The sequence below is a fragment of the Methylobacterium sp. EM32 genome (genome assembly GCF_040593685.1).
GTDB lineage: Bacteria > Pseudomonadota > Alphaproteobacteria > Rhizobiales > Beijerinckiaceae > Methylobacterium.
Genome location: NZ_JBEXZS010000112.1, coordinates 1 through 20643 on the forward strand (window position 1 = coordinate 1; position 20643 = coordinate 20643).

A 20643-nucleotide genomic window follows, 5' to 3' on the forward strand; every position below is an offset into this window, starting at 1 on the left:
GCGGGACATCTGGCCGGGGTCCGGGCAGATTTGTGGAAAAATCGACGGAGCTGTGGCCAACCGGCGAAGCCCGGCCGCAGCACCGGCAGGCGTCGCGGGGGCCGGGGGGGGGGGCCCCGCGGGGGGGGGGGGGGGGCGGGCGCCGGGGGGGGGGGCCGGGGGGGGGGGGGGGGGGGGGGGGCGTCGGCCTTCGGGAGCTCCGGCGGCGGGGCGGGCTCCGGCTCGATCTCGATCGCGTCGAAATCCATCGGCTCGTCGCGGAACGCGATCTCCGACATCGGGTCGAACTTGTCGTCGAAGCTCGGCTCGGGCTCGGGCGGCGGTGCAGGTGGTGCCTTGGCGACCACCGGCTCCGGCTTCGGGGCGGGTTTCGGCGCGGGCTTGGCCACCATCGCGAGGTCGAGCACGTCGTCCTCGTCGGGCTCGGGCTTCGGCACCGCCACCGGGCGCGACCCGGGAGCGGGCGGCTCGGCCGGCTTCTGGTCGTCGGCGATGATGCGGCGGATGGAGGCGAGGATCTCCTCCATCGAGGGTTCCTGCGTCTTGTCCTGCGTCTTGGGGCTCGCGGCGCTCATCCGGCTCAACGCTCGAGTGCAGAGGATCGGGGGTCTTGGGTCTCGGGTACGCAGTATTCCACAGGGCCGGCCCCGCACAAGCGAGGCGGCCCGCGCAACTCACAGGAAGGCGCGCTCCAGCGCGTCGCCTTCCAGTTCGGCGCCTGCCGGGACGGCGTCGTCCGGGACGACGCTCGCCGGTTCGGCGCCGCGGGTCAGCGGCCGTCCGGCGTGCGCACGCCGTACCAGAGGTCCTTGACCTGGTCGTAATGCTGCTTGGCGCTGTACTGCGCCACCGGGACGGCGATGAAGCGGGTGGTGAGGCGGCCGACGGTCTGCACCACCTGGTAGGAGCCCACCACCCGGTCGCGCTGGGCCGCGATCAGGCTGACGCGGGCGGTCAGGAGCTCCTGCTGGGCGTTCAGCACGTCGAGGGTCGTGCGCTGGCCGACCCGGGCCTCCTCGCGCACGCCGTTCAGCGCCACCTCGTTGGCCTGGACCTGGGCCTGGGAGGCGATGACGCGGGCCTTGGCCGCCTCGAGGGCGCCCCAGGCGGTGACGATGCCGGCGCGGACCTGGTCGCGGGTCAGCTCGGCCTGGAGCCGGGTCTGGCCAACCTGCTCCTTGGCCTGGCGGATCTGCGCGTATTCGGTGCCGCCCTGGTAGAGCGGGACCGTCAGCTGGCCGACGATCGAGCCCTGGAAGTAGCGGGTATTGGCGATCTGCTGGTCAAAGACCTGCGCGGCGTTGCCGCTCAGCGCGACCGTCGGGTAGAGGGCCGATTCGGCGATCTTGACCTGCGCCTCGGCCGCGTCGACCGAGTGGAGGGCGGAGAGGATCGCCGGGTGCTCGGAGAGGCCGATCTCGACCGCCGCCGTCAGGGTCGAGGGGACGTAGCGGTCGATCGGCCGGCCGGGGGCGAGCTGGCGCGGCTCGACGCCGATCACCTGCCGGTAGGTCGCGATGCTGGTGCGCAGGTTGGCCTCGGCCAGGCTGACCTGGGCCCGGGCGCCGGCGAGCCGCGCCTCGGCCTGGGCGACGTCGGTGCGGGTGACCTCGCCGACGTTGAAGCGGTCGCGGGTCTGGCGGAGCTGCTCCTCCAGCACCTCGACGTTGTTGCGGTTGAGCTCCAGCGTGGCGGTGTCCGCCAGCACGTTCATGTAGGCCTGCGCCGCCGAGAACAGCGTCGACATCTCGGTGTTGCGCAGGGTCTCGCGGCCGCCCAGCACCTGCGACTCGGCCTGCCGGGTCTGGTTGTCGGTCCGGAAGCCGTTGAACAGCGTCTGGGTCACGGAGACGCCGGCGGAGCCCGGGATCAGGGTCTGCGAGGCGTCACCGCCGCCGATCTCCCCCCGGTTGGCGCCGAGGCGCCCCGAGACGTTGGCGACGCCGACGCTGGCCTGCGCGCTCACGGTCGGGCGGTAGCCCGCCAGCGCCCGCGGCACGTTCTCGTCGTTGGCGCGCTGGCCGGCGCGCTGCGCGTTGAGCGTCGGGTTGCCCGCATAGGCCCGCGCGAGGGCGGTATCCAGGGTTTCCGCGGCCGCGCCCTGGCCCGCCATGGCGAGCGCCATGGCGGCGAACCCGCCCAGCCGAAGCCTGCGGAACGCCTGAGTTCCTGTGTCAGTCACGCCTGTCTACCCTGTGCGGCTAGCTCACAATGACCGGCCCTGCACCGCGGGCGACTGAACCGGTTCGTCATATCGCTGTGCCCACCTCGATGATGACCTTAGCCGAGGGCGGTGCCGGGGGCATCGTCCCCGCACTGTGGATGACCGAGTTTGACCGGCGGTGCCGCATAAAAGCGACAGGTATCGTTAGGGAAATCCGGGCAGCGGGATCGGCGATTCGCGGGCGGTCCCGCGCCGGATGCCGGCGGAGCGCGCGTAGCCTGCAAGTCGTTGGTGAACGAATGCTTTCGCGGGCCGCCGGTCTCGCGGCCGCGGCCCCGGTCGCCGGGGATGACGCCCCGGATCGGGGCGCCGGGTCGGGTCGGCGCGCGGCCCGGATGGTGGGCCCGTGCGCCGCACCAAGGAAAAACCGCGCCGGGGCGGCGGCCCGGAGCCGCCGGCCGGCTCACCCGATCGGCGCAGGACCACCCTCTTCCGGTGGTGATCCGTGACTTCCGCGTGGGGCTGTCCCGCGCCGGAGCGTCAGAACGCGAAGCCGGCCTCGACCGCGAAGGCGCGCAGCGGCGGCAGGGTGGCGTCGAAGAGCGGGCGCGAGCCGAAGGCGTCGCCGGAGCGCACCCACAGGGTCGCCTTGGCCGGGCGGCCCTGGCCCTGGACGCAGGCGAGGCGACCGCCATCGGTGAGCTGCTCCAGCAATCCTTGCGGGCGCTGCTCGACCTGGCCGTTGATCAGGATCGCGTCGTAGGGGGCGTGGCTGGGCGCGCCCTTCTCGAGCGGGCCGACCTCGACGGTGACGCCGTCGCCGACCCCGCACTGGGCCAGCCGCTCGCGCGCCGCCGCTGCGAGGCCGGGGAGCGATTCGAGGGCGACCACCTCGACGCCGAGGCGGCGCAGGACGGCCGCCCCGTAGCCCAGCCCGGTCCCGACCTCGAGGACGCGGTGGCCGGGCTTGAGGGCCAGCGCCTGGATCAGGCGCGCCAGCACCATCGGGGCCGGCATGAAGCGGGTCTCGCCCTCCTCCGTGCCGACCGCCTGCGGCTGGTCGATATAGGCGAAGGCTTCCCTTTCCGCCGGCATGAACCGCTCGCGCGGGACGGCGTCGAACGCGTCGAGCAGCGCGATGTCGGTCACGTCGAACGTCCGGAGCTGGCAATCGACCATGAGGCGGCGCGCTTGCGCGTAGTCGAGCATGAACGTCTCTGGAGAGCTTGAGCGACGGCCAAGCCGCGACGGTCAAGCCGCCGGGCGACGCGGTTGTGGTGGATCGCCGGCCAAAAGGCAAGGATTCGGGCAGGGAGCCAGCAACGCCCGGTCTTTCGTGAGAACGACGGTCCGCGCCGGGCTCGGCTGCGCCAGGCACGACAGGCGGCGGCCGCCGGACTCACCTTGCCTCTCGCCCCCCCCTCAGCTGTCCGAATCGCACACGGATGAGGCGGGATGCCTCGTTTCTCGCCGTTGAGGGCAGCGCGCACGCTCCGGGCCGCCCGGGCCTCGCCGCGCGCCCCTTCGGCGAACCATTTTCGGCCGGCAAGTCTACGATTCTCGACAAGCAAGAATTGTACCGCAACTGCGCCGGCAGAATGGCGATTGCAAGGATAGCCTGAGCGAACTAAGTGCTACGCCCTAGGTAGAGCATGTCGTCGATAGCGGGGGCTGGGCGTTGAGCGGAGCCATGGGCGGAACGTTTGCTGCGGCGACGGAGAGAAGCGCATCATATCTTGCCGATCTTCTAAGTAGGGACCGCAGCTGGATAGGCGGGCGCACGGACCTGGACCGGGACATGCGGGCGATCGAGATCGACGGCGAGATCCCGGCGCTCGACATCTCGATCTATCTCAGGGACGGGGGCCGGCACCGGGAGGCCCTGACGATCCTGGAGCGCATCCGCGCCAAGAATCCGCTGAACGACATCGCCTATTATCAAGCCGCGCTGAATAGCGCGATGATGGGCAATCTCGCGGGCGCGATCCCGTTCGGGCGCCGCGCCTTGCAGATCCAGCCCTCGAACATCGAGTACCGCTCCCTGCTCGTCCGGGCCTTGTCGATCGCGGGGCAGACGGGCGCGGCGCGTCGCCTGATGCTGACCTCGCACGAGACCAACCCGGACCATCGCCGATTCTTCGCGCGGATCAGCCAGTTCATCGACTATTGCGAGGCGCACCCGCTGCAGGGCGCCCGCGACACCCTCGACCGCCTCGTCGAGGACGGGCTCTTCCTGGAGGCCGATGCCGTTCGCCACCATGTTCTCGAGGCGGTGACGCAGGGCCGGCCGTTCTCGTTCGCGCGCCTGGGCGACGGCGAAGGCGCCTGGCTGTCGTTCAACGACTACGACGAGGGCCGCTACGACGCACTCTACCGCGCCCACCGGATCGAGTTCCTGCGCGACTGGTTCGGCACCGACCGGCTGATCGACGCCGAGGGCTTCTTCCGCTTCTCGATCGGCCTCCAGACCGGGTTCGCCGGTCACGACCTCATCGGCATCCCGCCCGCAGTCCGCCTGGACCAGGAGCAGGGCTTCCTGAGCACGCGTGGGATCGCGTCTTCGGTGAACGTCTTCCGGTATATCGAGGCGATGCCGGGGCCGGCCAGCAAGCGCTTCACCTCGAACAGCATGAACCTCACCCTGAACGACACGCCGTTCTACCGCGACCTGATCGCGACCGGCCGCCCGTTCGGGATCATCACGAGCCAGCCCGGCCTCGCCGACCTGCTCCGCGCCAGGGGCGTGACCGTGGACCACGCCTACGTGGTGCCGGGCGACAGCCGGAACTTCTCGCGGGGCGAAGGCTCGGACGAGCCGGTCTGCCAGTACCCAGACTTCCTCGAACAGGTCGATGCCCAACTCGGCGCCGAGAGCCAGGCCGGACGGATCTGGCTCGTGGCGGCGGGCTACGTGGGCAAGCGGTACATCCAGACCATCCGCGACCGCCGCGGCGTCGCCATCGATCTCGGCTCCCTCGCCGACCACTGGGCGCGCAACGGCCTGCCCTGAGCGCAGCGATCGCACGAGGCGACGCTCCCCGTCCCGAGAAGCGTGTCCGACACCGTCCCCACGAGGCAGCCGGATCCACGGGCGCCCGGAATCGCAGCCGGGCGCCGCAGCGCGCGGGCTGCCCGTCCCGTGGCGACCGCGCCGGAGGCCGGCGCGAATTGTGCCGGACGCCGCTGCATGGCCCGGGCGTCGCCTAGGGCGGCTGCGCCCTGCTCCTGATAAGTTTGAAAATTGGGGGCACGGCGAGATCCTCACTGGGATTTCAGCCGGCTCGAAGAATAGATGGAGGCCTCGCCCGGAATCGAACCGGGGTGCAAGGATTTGCAGTCCTCTGCGTAACCACTCCGCCACGAGGCCATCCGGGCCGGCAATCAGCCGGCGATCGGGCGGTCCGGGCTCGTGAGCACCGGCAGCGCCGTCTCCCCGGCGTCGGGCGGACGACCCGGGGACGAGGGGTCATTAGCAGAGCCCGGCCCGGCTCCGCAACAGGGATCCGGTGGCAAAACTGCGATCGGGGCCGTGAAATGAGCCGGCTTCCGAAAATCCCGCCGAAGATCCCCGCTTGGCCGGGGATCCGGCCAGAAACCTCTTGCGCCCCCTGCCCGCCTTGGGTAGAGGTCCCGCCGCGATCCCCGATAGCTCAGTTGGTAGAGCAGGCGACTGTTAATCGCCTTGTCGCAGGTTCGAGTCCTGCTCGGGGAGCCACCTTCTCCCGCCCATCGCGAGACCGCCGCCGCATCGGCCCGAGCCTGCGCTCCAGGCCGGCGCGAGAGCCCGTACGGTCGCCTGCCGGCTTTCATCCGAAAAAATCGACGGAACCTGTCGCCCAGTCCGGTGGTTTCTCGTTCAACTTGCTGCAACGCTTCTCTGCACGGCGCCGCGAAGCAATCCAGCAGCCATCGATACGGGAGTTACCAATGATCGGCTGGGCTATCACCTTCCTCGTCGTCGCCCTCGTCGCGGCTCTGCTGGGCTTCGGCGGCATCGCCGGCACCGCCATGGAGGCGGCCAAGATCGTGTTCTTCGTGGCGATCGTGCTGTTCGCCGTCTCGGCGATCTTCGGCCTGATGCGCGGCCGCTCGCCCAGAATTTGACGTCAGACCGGTGGGCGGGCCGCGATGAGCCCGCCTTCCCGGATCAAGGCGGCCCCGCGGGGCCGCCTTTTTTATTGGCTGGATCGTCTTTGATGGGCTGGATCGTCGTGCAGGCCGGCGCGGCTGCGTCAGCCCTCGGCGGCGCGCCGCATCCCGTCGGCCGGTGCCGGCCGCGTCCGCGCCCGGCGCGGCACCAGCCGGTGCACCGTCGCGGAGGGCAGCGGGCGCGACGCCGCGGCACGGGCGGCGCGCAGATCGGCGCATAGGATGGCCGCGGCGAGGTAGCCGCGCACGGAGACCTCGATCCTGTCGGGACGGATCGGCCATTCGAAGCGGGCCGTGGTCTTCATTCGCACCCTCCCTGTCACTGCAGTCATCGAGTCACGCATGGGATCGCACGCGCTCGGCGCGGCCCCGTTCGGTCTCCCGCGGCGGACGGGCGGGCCAGGCAGCCCTCGGAGTCTCACTGCCTGGCCCGTCGACCACGCCCGGCCGTGCAAGGGAGAGTGGACACGGCGGGTGCAGTGAGGAGGACTTCGCAAGCGCCGTGCCAGAAGCGGCACGAGGGCGTGTCGGAATGTGGACAACGCGACGGGGCATCGGCCGGGCCTCTCGCGGGGGGAACGGGCGCCCTCGTTCTAGGCAGGCCCGGCCCTCCTCTCGTTAACATTCGACAGGAATCGGGTCCGAGCCGGGTTAGGGGCTGCGGCATCACCTGCGGGCCTCGAGGGCGATCGCTCCGCGAAACGCCGCTTTCGCGCGCGGACGGGTGGCGGCCCCGCCCGGAATTCGGGCACAATGCTCCCGACCGGCCCAAAGGCCCTTCAGGCTCGAGTATTCCGTCTCGGGCGCCCCTTCTTCGGAGACAGACAGGCATGTCGATCGGCCCCTTCGTCACGGCGGACTGGCTCGCAGAGCGGCTCGCGGCGCCCGACATCGTCGTGCTCGACGGCTCCTGGTACCTGCCGGCGATGGGCCGGGACGCCGAGGCCGAGTTCCGCGCCGGCCACATCCCGGGGGCCATCCGCTTCGACATCGACGCGGTGCGCGACGAGGGCAGCGCCCTGCCCCACATGCTGCCCTCGCCGGAGGTCTTCGCCTCGCGGATGCGCCAGATGGGCATCGGCGACGGCATGACGATCGTGGTCTATGACGGGATGGGCCTGTTCTCGGCCCCGCGGGTGCGCTGGACCCTGAAGGCGTTCGGTGCCCGCGACGTCGCGATCCTGGAGGGCGGCTTCCCGGCCTGGGTCGCGGGCGGTCACCCGGTCGAGGAGGGCGAGGCGCGCCCGCGCGACCGGCGCCACTTCACCGCCCGCCTCGACCACTCGGCGGTGGCGAATGTCGGCGACGTGCAGCGGGCGCTCGCCGGCCAGGCCCAGGTGGTCGATGCCCGCTCCGCCGCCCGCTTCGCCGGCGAGGAGCCCGAGCCGCGCCCCGGCGTGCGCCCCGGCCACATGCCCGGCGCCCTGAACCTGCACTATGCGGCGTTGCAGGAGAACGGCCGGCTCAAGGACGAGGCGTCGTTGCGCGCGGCGGTGGCGCAGGCCGGCATCGACCTCGACCGCCCGGTCGTCACCACCTGCGGCTCCGGCGTCACCGCGGCGATCGTCGGCGTCGCCCTCGAGAGCCTGGGACGGCCGCCGCGCGCCCTCTACGACGGCTCGTGGTCGGAATGGGGTTCGCGGGAGGACCTGCCGGTCGCGACGGGGCGGTAGCCACCTCGTTCCAGCCTGGGTGCGATGCCCTGCGGCATGGCAGTCGCCCGACGGCTTCAACACCTCCGACGTCATCCCGGGGCCGCGAAAGCGGAACCCGGGATCGATAACCGCCGACGTTCGAGGATGAGGCGGAACGCATACCGCTGAGTTCTGCACCGCCAGCGGTTATGGATCCCGGGTTCTCGCCTTCGGCGAGCCCCGGAATGACGTTGAGAATGGCTGGCGCAGCCGCTGATTCGACCCGCGCCGGGCTCCCGCATCAACCCTCAATGCAGGATCTGACTCAGGAACAGCCGGGTCCGCTCGTGCTCGGGCGCGCGGAAGAACGCCTCGGGGGTGTTCGATTCGACGATCTGGCCCTCGTCCATGAAGATCACCCGGTCGGCGACCTGGCGGGCGAACCCCATCTCATGGGTGACGCAGAGCATGGTCATGCCCTCGTCGGCCAGCCCCACCATCGTGTCGAGCACCTCCTTGACCATCTCGGGGTCCAGCGCCGAGGTCGGCTCGTCGAACAGCATGATCTTGGGCGCCATGCACAGGGAGCGGGCGATCGCCACGCGCTGCTGCTGGCCGCCGGAGAGCTGGCCCGGATACTTGTGCGCCTGGTTCGGGATCTTCACCCGGGTCAGGTATTTCATCGCGACCGCCTCGGCCTCGGCCTTCGGCATCTTCTTCACCCAGATCGGCGCCAGCGTGCAGTTCTCGAGCACGGTCAGGTGCGGAAACAGGTTGAAGTGCTGAAAGACCATGCCGACCTCGCGCCGGATCTCGTCGATCCGCTTGAGGTCGTTGGTGAGCTCGATCCCGTCGACGACGATGCGCCCGGCCTGATGCTCCTCCAGGCGGTTGATGCAGCGGATCAGGGTCGACTTGCCGGAGCCCGAGGGACCGCAGATCACGATCCGCTCGCCCTTGCGCACGCTGAGGTCGACGTCGCGCAGGACGTGGAAGGCGCCGTACCACTTGTTGACCCGCTCCAGCGACACCGCGACCGGCGCGCTGGCGAGACGCGCCGCCGAGGTGTTGCGGGGCGCGAGGTCCGGATCGGTCTCGGGCAAGGGACCAGGGGCCGTCGGAAGGGGGGAGGAAGCCATCGGGGAACTCACCGTGTCTGGCCGGCCGCGAGCCGCCGCTCGACGAAGCGGGCGTAGCGCGACATGCCGAAGCAGAAGACGAAGTAGAACAGGGCGGCGAAGGCGTAGCCGGTCATCACCACGGTCGGCGCCGCCCAGGCGGGATCGACCCGGGCCGATTCGATCGTGCGGATGAAGTCGAAGATGCCGACGATCGAGACGAGGCTGGTATCCTTGAACAGCGCGATGAAGCTGTTGACGATGCCGGGAATCACGATGCGCAGCGCCTGGGGCAGGATGATCAGGCGCATCCGGTGCCAGGGGCTCAGGCCCAGCGACATCGCCCCCTCGGTCTGGCCCCGGGGAATCGCCTGCAGGCCGCCGCGCACCGTCTCGGCCATGTAGGCGGCGGAGAACAGCGCGATGCCGACGAGCGGCCGCGCCAGCCGGTCGACCGTGACGTCGCCGGGCAGGAACAGCGGCAGCATCACGTTGGCCATGAACAGCACGGTGATCAGCGGCACGCCGCGCCAGAACTCGATGAAGATGACGCAGAACAGCCGCACGATCGGCAGCCGCGAGCGCCGCCCGAGCGCCAGCAGGATGCCGAGCGGCAGCGAGGCGACGATGCCGACGAGCGACACGATCAGCGTCACCAGCATGCCGCCCCAGAGCGCCGTCGGCACGGCGGGAAGCCCTAAGCTCGGCACCCCGGTGAGCAGCAGGTAGGAAGCGACCGGGAACACGACGAAGAAGTAGAGCGCGCCGAGTGCCCGCTTCGGCGCGTCGAGCCACAGCATCCAGCCGACGCCCAAAGCCATCAGGGCGAAGAAGACGTTGGGCCGCCAGCGCTCCTCGATCGGGTACGAGCCGTAGATGAAGTAGTTGATCTTGGCTCCGACGAAGGCCCAGCAGGCCCCGACCGGGCGGCCGATCACCTCGGCCCGGCAGGCGTCGCGGTTCTCGCCGGTCCAGACCGCGTCGAAGACGAGGAAGCGCAGCAGCGGCGGCACCGCGAGCGCGATGACCGCGAGCGCCGCCAGCGTCATCACGGCGTTGGCCGGGCTGGAGAAGAGGTTCTGGCGCAGCCAGGCGAGCGGCCCGGCGACCAGGGAGGGCGGCGGGGAAGCGGGCACCGCCTCGCGGCGGACGAAGGTGAGCGGCAGGGGCTGGGAGCCGGCAGTCATCGGAGTATCACCGCTCGATCAGCGCGACGCGCCGGTTGTAGAGGTTCATCGCGAAGGCCGTGACGAGGCTGATCGTCAGGTAGACCGCCATGGTGATCGCCACCACCTCGACCGCTTGGCCGGTCTGGTTCAGCACCGTGCCCATGAAGACCTGGACGAGGTCGGGGTAGCCGATGGCGACCGCCAGCGACGAGTTCTTGGTGAGGTTGAGGAACTGGCTGGTCAGCGGCGGCACGATCACCCGCATCGCCTGCGGGATCACGACGAGCCGCATGGTCGGGCCGGGCTGGAGGCCCAGCGCCCGCGCCGCCTCGGTCTGGCCGCGGTTGACCGCCTGGATGCCGGCCCGCACCACCTCGGCGATGAAGGCGGCGGTGTAGACCGTGAGCCCGAGCACCAGGGCGACGAATTCCGGATAGAGCTGCATCCCGCCGCGCAGGTTGAAGGTGCCCTTCACCGGAAAATCGAGCGCCACCGGGGCGATACCGAGCAGCGCCAGCACCCCGTAGGCGAGGAGCGGCAGGCCGAGGACGAGGGCGAGGCCGACCGCCAGCACCGGCAGGCGCCGGCCGGTCCGCGCCTGCTCGCGCCTGGCATGGGCCCGGAACAGCAGCGTGCCGGCGATCCCGATCGCGAGGGCGAGGGGCAAGGCCCAGGCATCCGCCGCGAGCAGGGGTTTGGGCAGGTACAGGCCGCGCTGGTTGAGGAAGACGGAGGTGCCGAGGGCGTAGGAATCGCGCGCGGAGGGCAGGCTCGCCAGCACCGCGACGTACCAGAACAGCAATTGCAGCAGCAGCGGGATGTTGCGCAACACCTCGACGTAGACGGTGGCGAGCGTCCGCACGATCCAGTTCGGCGACAGCCGCGCCACGCCGACCGCGAAGCCAAGCAAGGTGGCGAGCACGATGCCGATGGCGGCGACGATCAGGGTGTTGGTGAGCCCGACCAGGAAGGCGGTGCCGTAAGTGGAGGTCGCCGCCGTGAAGGGGATCACCGTCTGGTTGACGTCGAACCCGGCGGTGTTGCCGAGGAAGCCGAAGCCCGAGGCGACGCGGGCGTTGCGCAGGTTCTCGGCGGCGTTGCCGATCGCGATCCAGGCCACCACGCCGACCGCGAGCAGCAGCAGGATCTGGTACGCCGCGCCGCGGATGCGGGGATCGTAGAGGGGCGAGACCCGGGGCGGACCGGACGGCGCATCGGCCGGAAGCTGCGTCGGCAAGGCGGTGTGCTCGCGTCTGTGGTGACCGGGGGCCGGGGGCCGGCGCCCGGGGGACCGGGCGCCGCGTGTCATGAGGTCAGCGGATCGGCGGGCCGTATTGCAGGCCGCCCTTCGACCACAGGGCGTTGACGCCGCGCTGGATCTTCAGCGGCGAGCCCTGGCCGACGTTCTTCTCGAACACCTCGGAGTAGTTGCCGACGAGCTTGATGATCCGGTAGGCCCAGTCGTTGGTGAGACCCAGATCGGTGCCGTACTTGCCCTCGGTGCCGAGGATGCGCTTGACGTCCGGGTTGTCGGACGACTTCACCATCTGGTCGACATTTCCTTGCGTGATGCCGGCCTCCTCGGCGTTGAGCATCGCGTAGTGGGTCCAGCGGACGATGTCGGCCCACTGGGCGTCGCCCTGGCGCACCGCCGGTCCGAGCGGTTCCTTCGAGATGATCTCCGGCAGGACGATGTTGTCGTCCGGCGCCGAGGCGCGCAGGCGCTCGGCGTAGAGGCCCGAGGCGTCGGTGGTGAAGGCGTCGCAGCGGCCGGAATCGTAGGCCTTGAAGGTCTCGTCGGCACTGGCGAAGGCCACGACCTCGTATTTCAGCTTGTTGGCCCGGAAGTAGTCGGCCAGGTTCAGCTCGGTCGTCGTGCCCTGCTGGGTGCAGACCGAGGCGCCGTCGAGCTGCTTGGCCGAGGTCACGCCGAGCTTCTTCTTCACCATGAAGCCCTGGCCGTCGTAGAAGTTGACGGCCGGGAAGTCGAGCCCGAGAGTCGTGTCGCGCGACATCGACCAGGTGGTGTTGCGCGACAGGATGTCGACCTCGCCCGACTGGAGCGCCGTGAAGCGGTCCTTGGCCGAGAGCGGGATGAAGCGGACCTTGGTGACGTCGTTGAAGATCGCCGCGGAGAGCGCGCGGCAGAAATCGACGTCGAGCCCGGTCCAGCGGCCCTGCGCGTCCGGCACGCCGAAGCCGGCGAGGCCCGGGTTCGAGCCGCAGGAGATGTAGCCCTTCTGCTTGATGCTGTTCAGCGTCCCTTGAGCCTGGGCGGCGCCCGCCAGCAGGGTGGCACCGAGCCCGAAGGCCAGGGCCGCAACGATTCTCTTCATGCGGTCTGCGTCTCCCGTTCCGGTTGCGGCGCTCTCTCGGCCGCCACCCGTTTGCCCAAGCACGAACGCTGCCTAAGCAAGAGGCATTCCAAGCGAAGCGGATTGTTCGGTCAAGGGGTTGGCCCGTGCGACGAACAGCCTAGGCGGTGCCGGGCTCTCCCAACCCAGGCTTGACGGCGACCGGTGGCGCGGGATGTGCTCCGGCGCGACAGATCACGCACCAGGGTCCCGATGAGCATCACCCCGCCCCGCGACAAGAGCCGCCTCGGCACCCGCACCCGCCTGGTCCATGCCGGCCGCGACCCGTCGCAGCAGCACGGCTTCGTCAATACCCCGATCTATCGCGGCTCGACCGTGCTCTACGAGAGCTACGACGCGCTCAAGCACCGGCGGTCGGAATACACCTACGGGACGGTGGGCACGCCGACGATCCGCTCCCTCGAGGCCGCCTGGACCGAGCTCGCGGGGGCCGCCGGCACGGTGCTCACCCCCTCGGGCCTCGCCGCCGTCACAGTCGGGCTGCTCTCGTGCCTCGAGGCCGGCGACCACCTGCTGGTGACCGATTCCGCCTACCGCCCGACCCGGATCTTCTGCGACGGGTTCCTGACGCGCTTCGGGATCGAGACCACCTATTATGACCCGACGGTGGGGGCCGGCATCGCGGAGCTGATGCGGGAGAACACCAAAGCCGTGCTCACCGAGGCGCCGGGTTCGCAAAGCTTCGAGATGCAGGATATCCCGGCCATTGCCGAGGCGGCGCATGCGCGGGGCGCCTGCGTGCTGATGGACAATACCTGGGCGACGCCGCTCCTGTTCCCGCCGCACGAGCGCGGCGTCGACATCGCGATCGAGGCCGGCACCAAGTACCTGTCGGGCGGCTCGGACCTGCTTCTCGGCCTCACCTCCGCCAACGCCCAGTACTGGCCGGCCCTGCGGCGCACCTTCGACCAGCTCGCGATCTGCGCCGGGGCGGAGGACGTCTTCCTGGCTTTGCGGGGCATGCGCACCCTGCCGCTTCGCCTGCGCGAGCACGGCGAGCAGGCGCTCGCCCTCGCCCGCTGGTTCCAGGGCCGGCCGGAGGTCGCCCGGGTGCTGCACCCGGCCCTGCCGGAGGATCCCGGCCACGCGATCTGGTCGCGCGACTTCCTCGGCTCCTCGGGCCTGTTCTCGATCATCCTCAAGCCCTGCCCCGAGGCCGCTGTGGCGGCGATGCTCGACGGGCTGGAGCTGTTCGGGATGGGGTTCTCCTGGGGCGGGTTCGAGAGCCTGGTGATCCCGTTCGACTGCGCGCCCTACCGCACCGCCAATCCGTGGGCGCCCGGCGGGCCGGGCCTGCGGTTCCAGGTCGGGCTGGAGGACATGGACGACCTGACGCGGGATCTGGAGGCGGGGTTCGCGCGGTTGCGGGCGGCGAGCTGAAAATAGAATTCACTAGCAGGTGAGTGACATTGCAAGGTCGAGCGCGCCTCCCCTCTCCCGTGTGGGAGAGGGGCCGTGGGGATCGAAGATCCCGCGTGAGGGTGGCTCGGTTTCCGCAATGACCCTGAACCGCTGAGCTGCGCAGCTCGACGCACAGTGCTGAATTCTGAAGCCGAGCCACCCTCACCCCTACCCCTCTCCCACACGGGAGAGGGGATCCCGCGACCCAATTTTATTCCGAACAGACATAGAATTATTTTACGGCGCCAGCCACGTCGCCCCCGGCTCCGCCCCGTCCCAGGTGAACAGGGCCCGCCGGTGCCCCGCCCGGGCGAGGTACAGGAATTCGAGCCGGGCGGCGGTGAGCACCACCACGCGAAACTCCGGAAAACCCGCCTCCACCGCGGCGTCGTCCTGCGGCTGGGCGTAGGCGCCGCCCTCGGGCAGGGGCGTGCCGGGGCCGGGCGCGGTGCCGTAGCAGATCCGGCTCATCGGCCGCGACGCCGCCCAGGCGGCCAGCGCCACGTCGTCCTGCCCGTGCAGCCGGGCCGTGCCCTCGATCCGGACCTGGATCTTGGCCTTGGGATCGTAGGCGTGGAGCGCCGCCCGGGGGTCGGCGGCGATCTCGGCGGCCTTGGCGGAGCGGGCGTCGCAATGGATCCGCAGGGAGCGGGCCGCTCGGTCGACCCCGCGCAGCACCACCGTGCGCAGGCGCGGGGCGCCGTCGCGGCCGAGGGTGGCGAGCGCCGGCGCGTGGAAGCCGCTCTGATGCGCCGCCCCCTCCTCCAGCCGGCGCCAAGCCTCGGCGAGGCAGCCCGCGAGGTCGTCGTAGAAGGGGGGCAACTCGGTCATGCGGGGCTCGCGCCCTCCGGTTCGTTCACCAATCTAGGGCACGATCCGCGGAACCGGGATGCCCCGGTGAAGCTTGTCTGACGAAGCTTGTCCGTAAGGTCACCCTGCCCGAGGTTTTTGCGCCATGACGCTCGGTATGACGCTCCGTACGACGCTGGCTTGGCTGCCCTTGATGGCCGCCCTCACGGCCGTGCCGGCGATGGCGGCCGACATGCCCGGCGCCTACGCGGCACGCGGCGGGGCGGAACCCTCCGCCGGCTGGCTGCCGCCGCCCCCGCCGCCTCCCGCCGTCGCGGTCGAGGCGGATGTGGTCGTCGTCGAACCGCCGCCCCGCCGGCTCCTTGGATTCGGCTACGCGCCGATCCTGCCCTATTACGGCGTCTCGACCGGCCCCTACAACTATCCGCCGCGGCGCGAGCCCGGGGTCGGCGTCGGGCTGTTCTGAGATCCGGGCGCCTCGCAGGCGGCGAGTCGCTCGGCCACCAGCGCCTGCATCGCGAAGAGGTGGCGGTCGCGGATGCCCGTCGCCTCGCAGGCCGCCACCGTGTTGAGCAGGTACTCGGCGCTCGGGCCGGTGGGGCCGCAGGCCGCGGCGATGTGCGCGGCGATCTCCGTGTCGGTGAGCCGCCCGGCGTAGCGCGCCCCATTCCGGTCGGCCACGAAGGCGAGCGCAGGCACCGGGCCCTCCGCGGTCTCGGCGGCGACCCAGCGGGCCGCGTAGCCGCGCCCGCGCATCTCCCGCCGCCAGACCGGCCGCACGGAGGCCCGCAGGTCGTCGCCGGCGATCCGGTAGGCGAAGCCGCGGCACTGCCCGCCCCAGTCGAGGGCCAGCATCACCCCGGGCCGCTCCGGCGTGCCGCGAAAGCCCGGCTGCCACAGGCAGAACCGGCGGTGCCAGCCCCGCACCCGGGCCTCGCGCCTCTCCGAGAACGGGAATTCCGGCCGCCACATCAGGGCGCCGTAGGCGAACAGCCACAGGGTGTTCGCGTCGCCCGGCTTTTCGGCCAGCGCCGCGTCGAGGCGTGCATCGGCCTCCGCCTCGCCCATCAGCGCCATGCCGTAGCCGGGGCCGCGCCCGTCGGCGGTCACTGGGTGGGGATGGGCCCGGGCGATCAGCGCGGCATCGAGCGTGAGGGAGCGTTTCAGCATCGTGGCCGTTAGTCGGAGAGGGGTGCGGCAGCGCAGCTTTGGGCCGATCGCAGGCGATCGGTGCGGATCGCCTTTTCCGCCAAGCGTGGCCGCCCCATGTTAGTGCCGTGCTAACAGCACAGGTCTAGGTTGATCCCGGAGGGTGATCCGGGATCGGGTTGTCCGGGAATGGAGGACGCGTCATGGCCATCACGGGTCGCTTCAATTTCCGCAAGACCGTCACCGGCAAGCTCGTCCTGCAGGTCGAGACCGAGCGCCGGTCCTGGTGGCCCTTCGCCCGCGCCGCCTCGCCGGGCCATGTCTGGCGCGACGCCACGCCGAAGGACCTGACCGCGGTGGAATTGCAGCAACTGCTGAACCTGCGCCGCAACCCCGGCTACATGCCGCGCAACCCGGTGATCTTCATGATGGGTCAGGGTCCGAGGGAGACCCCCTCCGCCGAGGTGGTGACCCTGGCGGCCCACCGCGCCGTCGGCCAGCAGCAGGCGGGGTGAGCGCGGCACCGCGCGCGCCCGGCCGCGTTGTCCCGGTCCGGAAGGCCGACGAATCACGGCCGCGTCGAACGGGAGAGCGCGCAGCATGGGCATGACCTTCGTGAACCAGGCCGTGATCGAGGCGCTGTCGGAGCAGATCGTCACGACCTACTGCGCCGCCGCCGAGCCCGCCGAGGCGCCGGCCCGCGCCCGGCTGATGGGCGAGGTGATGCACGCCATCGAGGAGCCGGTGGGCACCCGCACCCTGGCCGAGCACGGCCCCGATCGGGTCAACGCCGTGCTGGCCGACTGGGAGGCACAGGAGGGCCGCAGCTTCGGCCTGCGGCTGATCGAGATCGATCCCGGCCGCACCCTGGTGACGATGGGCTGAAGCGACGGCCCGTCAGGCTCGACGGCCCGTCAGGCTCGACGGCCCGTCAGGCTCGACTCTTGCCGAGCTCGACCAGCAGCTCCGCCAGCGGGCCGGGGGCGCTCACCATGGCGTCGTGGCCGGTGGCCAGGTCCCGCCAGCCCCAGCCGGGCTGGCGCCGGACCCAATCCTTGACGCCGTCGAGGGTGGCGTAGGACGGCGCGGTGCAATCGACGTAGGTGCGCGGCAGGCCGTTGCCGACCGGGCCGCGGATCGGCAGCGGACTCTCGTAGGTGCTGAGAGGGTGCGGGGTCAGGCGCCGCTCCACCCAGGCCGCATCGGCCGGGTCGAGCACCCCGAAGGCGGCGGCCGGCGGCGGCGGCAGGCTCAGGCCCCCGCTCGATTCCGCGGCCGCGTGGCGGCGGGCCGCCACCACCTCGGGCGGCAGCCCGTCGAAGGGAGAGCGGCCTGGCTCCGCGATCAGCGCATCGAGGTAGACGAGGTGGCGCAGCCGCTCCGGCATCGCCTCCGCCACGCCGCTGATCGCGAGGCCCCCGAAGGAATGCCCGACCAGCACGACGTCGCCCAGTTCCTCGGCCGCGATCACGCCGGCGACGTCGCGCACGAAGGTGTCGAGGGTGATCTGTTTCGAGAGGAGGTGCGCCCGCTCGCCGAGGCCGGTGCAGGTCGGGGTGAAGACCCGGTGGCCTTGCGCCCGCAGGATCTCCGCGACGCGTACCCAGCACCAGCCGCCGTGCCAGGCGCCGTGCACCAGCACGAAGGTCAGACCATCCGGCATCCCGCCCCTCCCGTCATCGTTCGGGGGAGCGAAGCGCGAACGGAGGCGGCGCGCAAGGCCGCCCTTTCGAGGTCGGCATCCGGATCACTCGTCCGCTTCGTCCCGGTCCTGCCGGTTCGCATCGAAGCCGGCGATCATCCGCTCCAAGGACTGGAAGCTGCGGACCGCCTCCTGGGTGCGGCCGGCGGCGCACTTGCCCTCGGCCGAGCGGTACCACAGCAGCATGCTGTTGAAGGCGTGCTGGTGCGGCGCCTCGGCGACGCGGGCGCGCCGGGCGGTCTCGGCGTCGAACCAGACCCGCACGGCGTGGCCGGCATTGGTGCAGACATCCGCCGAGGGTGGTAGGGCGGCGCGGGAGACCGTGGGATCGCACAGCATCGCGAACCAGATCGCCCCGGCGGCGAGGCCGGAGGCGCCGACCATGCCGGCGGCGCCACGCAGGCGCCGGCGCCAGTCGGGCCGCGCCGCTTCGGAGGCCGGCAGGGCCTCCACGGCTTCGGGCCAGCAATGGGTGTAGTGCACCGAACCGTCGGTGTGGTGGTGGGGCCACGGATGGGTCATCGAGCACCCCCTTCGGGCAGGGTGGGACTCCGGGGCCTCGCGTGATTGATCAAGGTGGCCGGGTCGCAAAAGGGTCGGCAGGAGGGTCGCGGCAGGACGAAAAGCCGCGGCCGATCGCCGAACGATCTTGCGGCGGCATCGGGACCTCGCGAGGTAGGCGAAGGCTTAGGCCTTGTGGGTGGCCATGGGCGTGTTCCAGCGCACATTCCGCGCGCAGGGGTGGATGATTTTCCGGTCGCCTTGCTCTTCCTGTCGGCAATGGCGCGGTGACGGCGCCCGCGATCGGGAGGACGATATGCATCGGCATCCAGCAGCCGGCACGGCTGCGGTCTTTCTCAGACATGCAACGGCCGTGATGGCCGCGATCTGCCTCGGGACCCTATGGGCCGTTCCGGCCCGGGCGCAGGACGGGCGGACCCCGCAGGCACAGCGTTGGGCGACCGCCTGGGCCGGCTCGGTCCAAGGGCCCTACCCGGTCGGCAACCCGTCGGCCCAGCCCGATCAGAGCTTCGCCTTCCCCGACCCGGCCGAGGGCGCCCGCGACCAGACCATGCGGCTGGTGCTGCGGCCGGACGTCTGGGGCCGCCAGGCCCGCATCCGGGTCTCCAACGCCTTCGGCACGCAGCCCCTCACCCTCGACGGCGTCCATGCCGGGCTGCAGCTCGGCGGCGCGGCCCTGGTGCCGGGCACCAACCGTCCGGTGCGCTTCGCCGGCCAGGACCGGGTCACGGTCCCGCCCGGCGGCGAGGTGTGGTCCGATCCGGTCGCCCTGCCCTTCGCGGCCGATCCGGAGGCGCCGCTGCTCGCCGGGCGCAAGCTCGCGGTCTCGCTCCACGTCGTGGGATCAAGCGGGCCGATGACCTGGCACGCCAAGGCGCTGCAGACCTCCTACGCCACCGCGCCGGGCGCCGGTTCGCGGGGCACTGAAGAGGGCGAGGCCGCCTTCCCGTACTCCACCGCGTCGTGGTTCTTCGTCGATGCCGTCGACATGGCGACGAGCGCGCCGACCCCGGTCGTGGTCGCCTTCGGCGATTCGATCACCGACGGTACCGCCTCGACGATGAACGGCGACGACCGCTGGCCCGACGTGCTGTCGCGCCGCCTGCACGCGACGCTCGGCAACCGGGTTGCGGTGATCAATGCCGGCATCGGCGGCAACCAGGTGGTCGGCCCGGCGGAATACGGGCCGCAGAAGCCCTTCCCGGGCGGGCCCTCTTCCCTGTCCCGGCTCGACCGCGACGTGATCGGGCTGTCGGGCGTCGCCAGCGTGATCTGGCTCGAGGGCATCAACGATTTCAGCCGCAACGGCGAGGCCTCGCTTCCCGCCGTCGAGGCCGGGATGCGGGAGGGCGTCGCGCGCCTGCGCGCCCGCATCCCCGGCGTGCGGGTGATCGGCGCCACCCTCCCTTCCGCCAAGGGCAGCTCCAGCCCCGCCCACGGCCATCCCGAGCAGGACGAGAAGCGCCGCGGCCTCAACGCCTTCATTCGCGACTCGGGCGTGTTCGACGGCGTGGTGGATTTCGACGCCGCGACCCTCGATCCCACGACCGGCGGATTGCGCCCCGAGATGGTCCCGGAGAGCACCACCGGCGGCAAGGGCGACCGGCTGCATCCGAACCGGGCCGGCTATCTGGCAATGGGGAGCGGGATCGATCTCGGGGTGGTGCTGACGAGGCGGTAAGGTCTCAATGGCCCTTCACCCGGGCGTAGAGGCGGCAGTCGCGCGGCTCGGGCTGGAGGTTGGGATGGACGGTGTGACGGCGCAGGACGCCCTCGAACCGCATCCCGGCCTTCTCCATCACCCGGGCCGAGGCGTGGTTTTCCCCGTCGCAGGTGGCGGAGGCACGCCAGATGCCGGGCTGCGCCAGGACCCAGTCGCCGAGCGCCCGCAGGGCTTCCGGCATCAGGCCGCGCCCCCAGGCGGCGCGGGCCAGCACGTAGCCGAAATCCGCGCTCGTCCCGCCCGGGCGCAGGTCGATGGCGCCGACCGGCCCGGCTCGGCCCGGTTCCTCCAGCACGTAGGTGAAGCCGGTCCCGGCCGCCCACCGGTCCGCGCAGGCGTGCAGGTAATCTCGCGTCTCCTCGACGCTCCGGTGCGGGCGCCACGTCATGAAACGGGCGACCTCCGGATCGGCCGTGTAGGCGGAGAACAACGCCTCCGCGTCGGCGGGCTGCGCCGGCCGCAGGATGAGGCGCGCCGTCGTGAGGCTGGGCGGGGGGGTGAGGTTTGCGGCGCTCATGTCGCAGCGTAAGCTCATGACATCGCGAATCGACCCGCGGAGCTTGGCACGCCATGCGCTTCCCCAGCCAGCCCGGTCTCATCGCCGGCCTCAGCCTGCAGGTGACCAGCCTGGAGCGGTCCACGCAGCTCTGGCGCTCCATCTTGCGCCTGAAGCGGGCGAGCTACCTGGCGGTAGTGAGCGTGATTAATCTTGGAATGGGCTGAAAGG

21 protein-coding genes, 2 tRNA genes and 1 pseudogene are annotated in these 20643 nt (G+C 71.1%); 10 read left to right on the forward strand and 14 right to left on the reverse strand.

What is annotated here, in order from left to right; all coding sequences use genetic code 11:
• From ABZT49_RS15665 to ABZT49_RS15675, 3 genes and pseudogenes are all read right to left on the reverse strand, one after another.
• A pseudogene (locus ABZT49_RS15665) lies at window positions 1–575 on the reverse strand (hypothetical protein); the annotation flags it as partial.
• Between the two features lie 194 nt (window positions 576–769).
• Window positions 770–2125, reverse strand: a complete 1356-nt coding sequence (locus ABZT49_RS15670; RefSeq protein ID WP_355286998.1) for a TolC family outer membrane protein — start codon at window positions 2123–2125, stop codon at window positions 770–772.
• A 579-nt stretch (window positions 2126–2704) separates the two neighbouring features.
• Complete coding sequence (locus ABZT49_RS15675; RefSeq protein WP_355286932.1) at window positions 2705–3373, reverse strand: protein-L-isoaspartate O-methyltransferase; 669 nt, start codon at window positions 3371–3373, stop codon at window positions 2705–2707.
• 589 nt (window positions 3374–3962) lie between these two features.
• On the opposite strand from ABZT49_RS15675, the gene ABZT49_RS15680 reads away from it, so the two are divergent.
• The gene (locus tag ABZT49_RS15680) at window positions 3963–5174 is read left to right on the forward strand and encodes a hypothetical protein (RefSeq protein ID WP_355286933.1); all 1212 of its coding nucleotides are present in this window, start codon (window positions 3963–3965) and stop codon (window positions 5172–5174) included.
• Between the two features lie 283 nt (window positions 5175–5457).
• Here the strand turns inward: ABZT49_RS15680 and ABZT49_RS15685 are convergent.
• Window positions 5458–5531: transfer RNA gene (locus ABZT49_RS15685), tRNA-Cys, on the reverse strand.
• Window positions 5532–5803: 272 nt separating this feature from the next.
• On the opposite strand from ABZT49_RS15685, the gene ABZT49_RS15690 reads away from it, so the two are divergent.
• Both ABZT49_RS15690 and ABZT49_RS15695 read left to right on the forward strand, forming a co-directional pair.
• A tRNA-Asn gene (locus ABZT49_RS15690) sits at window positions 5804–5879 on the forward strand.
• 212 nt (window positions 5880–6091) lie between these two features.
• Window positions 6092–6268 carry a DUF1328 domain-containing protein gene (locus tag ABZT49_RS15695; protein WP_048431004.1) on the forward strand — a complete coding sequence of 59 codons (177 nt, stop codon included), beginning with the start codon at window positions 6092–6094 and terminating at the stop codon, window positions 6266–6268.
• A gap of 128 nt (window positions 6269–6396) precedes the next feature.
• Here ABZT49_RS15695 and ABZT49_RS15700 read toward each other — a convergent pair whose 3' ends face one another.
• The gene (locus tag ABZT49_RS15700) at window positions 6397–6618 is read right to left on the reverse strand and encodes a hypothetical protein (protein WP_355286934.1); all 222 of its coding nucleotides are present in this window, start codon (window positions 6616–6618) and stop codon (window positions 6397–6399) included.
• 525 nt (window positions 6619–7143) lie between these two features.
• Here ABZT49_RS15700 and sseA point away from each other — a divergent pair.
• Window positions 7144–7986 carry a 3-mercaptopyruvate sulfurtransferase gene (sseA, locus tag ABZT49_RS15705; protein WP_355286935.1) on the forward strand — a complete coding sequence of 281 codons (843 nt, stop codon included), beginning with the start codon at window positions 7144–7146 and terminating at the stop codon, window positions 7984–7986.
• Window positions 7987–8255: 269 nt separating this feature from the next.
• Here sseA and ABZT49_RS15710 read toward each other — a convergent pair whose 3' ends face one another.
• From ABZT49_RS15710 to ABZT49_RS15725, 4 genes are all read right to left on the reverse strand, one after another.
• Window positions 8256–9086: an amino acid ABC transporter ATP-binding protein gene (locus ABZT49_RS15710; RefSeq protein WP_407943516.1), complete on the reverse strand. Its 831-nt coding sequence runs from the start codon at window positions 9084–9086 to the stop codon at window positions 8256–8258.
• A gap of 8 nt (window positions 9087–9094) precedes the next feature.
• Complete coding sequence (locus tag ABZT49_RS15715) at window positions 9095–10252, reverse strand: amino acid ABC transporter permease (RefSeq protein ID WP_355286936.1); 1158 nt, start codon at window positions 10250–10252, stop codon at window positions 9095–9097.
• Between the two features lie 7 nt (window positions 10253–10259).
• Window positions 10260–11471: an amino acid ABC transporter permease gene (locus ABZT49_RS15720; RefSeq protein ID WP_355286937.1), complete on the reverse strand. Its 1212-nt coding sequence runs from the start codon at window positions 11469–11471 to the stop codon at window positions 10260–10262.
• Window positions 11472–11547: 76 nt separating this feature from the next.
• Window positions 11548–12570, reverse strand: a complete 1023-nt coding sequence (locus ABZT49_RS15725) for an amino acid ABC transporter substrate-binding protein (protein ID WP_093564929.1) — start codon at window positions 12568–12570, stop codon at window positions 11548–11550.
• A 231-nt stretch (window positions 12571–12801) separates the two neighbouring features.
• On the opposite strand from ABZT49_RS15725, the gene metC reads away from it, so the two are divergent.
• Window positions 12802–13989 (forward strand): cystathionine beta-lyase, encoded by a 1188-nt coding sequence (gene metC, locus ABZT49_RS15730; protein ID WP_355286938.1) that lies wholly within the window; start codon window positions 12802–12804, stop codon window positions 13987–13989.
• 258 nt (window positions 13990–14247) lie between these two features.
• Here metC and ABZT49_RS15735 read toward each other — a convergent pair whose 3' ends face one another.
• Complete coding sequence (locus ABZT49_RS15735; protein WP_355286939.1) at window positions 14248–14841, reverse strand: pyridoxamine 5'-phosphate oxidase family protein; 594 nt, start codon at window positions 14839–14841, stop codon at window positions 14248–14250.
• Between the two features lie 124 nt (window positions 14842–14965).
• On the opposite strand from ABZT49_RS15735, the gene ABZT49_RS15740 reads away from it, so the two are divergent.
• The gene (locus ABZT49_RS15740; RefSeq protein WP_355286940.1) at window positions 14966–15286 is read left to right on the forward strand and encodes a hypothetical protein; all 321 of its coding nucleotides are present in this window, start codon (window positions 14966–14968) and stop codon (window positions 15284–15286) included.
• On the opposite strand, the gene ABZT49_RS15745 is transcribed toward ABZT49_RS15740, so the two are convergent.
• Window positions 15241–15990: a gamma-glutamylcyclotransferase gene (locus ABZT49_RS15745; RefSeq protein WP_355286941.1), complete on the reverse strand. Its 750-nt coding sequence runs from the start codon at window positions 15988–15990 to the stop codon at window positions 15241–15243. The genes ABZT49_RS15740 and ABZT49_RS15745 overlap by 46 nt on opposite strands.
• Before the next feature lie 182 nt (window positions 15991–16172).
• On the opposite strand from ABZT49_RS15745, the gene ABZT49_RS15750 reads away from it, so the two are divergent.
• Both ABZT49_RS15750 and ABZT49_RS15755 read left to right on the forward strand, forming a co-directional pair.
• A complete protein-coding gene (locus ABZT49_RS15750) occupies window positions 16173–16484 on the forward strand; it encodes a hypothetical protein (protein ID WP_355286942.1) in 312 nt (103 codons plus the stop codon).
• Window positions 16485–16569: 85 nt separating this feature from the next.
• Window positions 16570–16854: a hypothetical protein gene (locus ABZT49_RS15755; protein ID WP_355286943.1), complete on the forward strand. Its 285-nt coding sequence runs from the start codon at window positions 16570–16572 to the stop codon at window positions 16852–16854.
• A gap of 46 nt (window positions 16855–16900) precedes the next feature.
• Here the strand turns inward: ABZT49_RS15755 and ABZT49_RS15760 are convergent, their stop codons facing one another.
• Together ABZT49_RS15760 and ABZT49_RS15765 are read right to left on the reverse strand one after the other, a co-directional pair.
• Complete coding sequence (locus ABZT49_RS15760) at window positions 16901–17632, reverse strand: alpha/beta fold hydrolase (protein ID WP_355286944.1); 732 nt, start codon at window positions 17630–17632, stop codon at window positions 16901–16903.
• Between the two features lie 84 nt (window positions 17633–17716).
• The gene (locus tag ABZT49_RS15765; protein WP_355286945.1) at window positions 17717–18193 is read right to left on the reverse strand and encodes a hypothetical protein; all 477 of its coding nucleotides are present in this window, start codon (window positions 18191–18193) and stop codon (window positions 17717–17719) included.
• A 355-nt stretch (window positions 18194–18548) separates the two neighbouring features.
• On the opposite strand from ABZT49_RS15765, the gene ABZT49_RS15770 reads away from it, so the two are divergent.
• Window positions 18549–19874 carry a GDSL-type esterase/lipase family protein gene (locus ABZT49_RS15770; protein WP_355286946.1) on the forward strand — a complete coding sequence of 442 codons (1326 nt, stop codon included), beginning with the start codon at window positions 18549–18551 and terminating at the stop codon, window positions 19872–19874.
• 4 nt (window positions 19875–19878) lie between these two features.
• Here the strand turns inward: ABZT49_RS15770 and ABZT49_RS15775 are convergent, their stop codons facing one another.
• A complete protein-coding gene (locus ABZT49_RS15775; RefSeq protein WP_355286947.1) occupies window positions 19879–20433 on the reverse strand; it encodes a GNAT family N-acetyltransferase in 555 nt (184 codons plus the stop codon).
• Window positions 20434–20486: 53 nt separating this feature from the next.
• Here ABZT49_RS15775 and ABZT49_RS15780 point away from each other — a divergent pair, with 53 nt between their 5' ends.
• A complete protein-coding gene (locus tag ABZT49_RS15780) occupies window positions 20487–20639 on the forward strand; it encodes a hypothetical protein (RefSeq protein WP_355286948.1) in 153 nt (50 codons plus the stop codon).
• The last annotated feature ends 4 nt before the right edge of the window (window positions 20640–20643 follow it).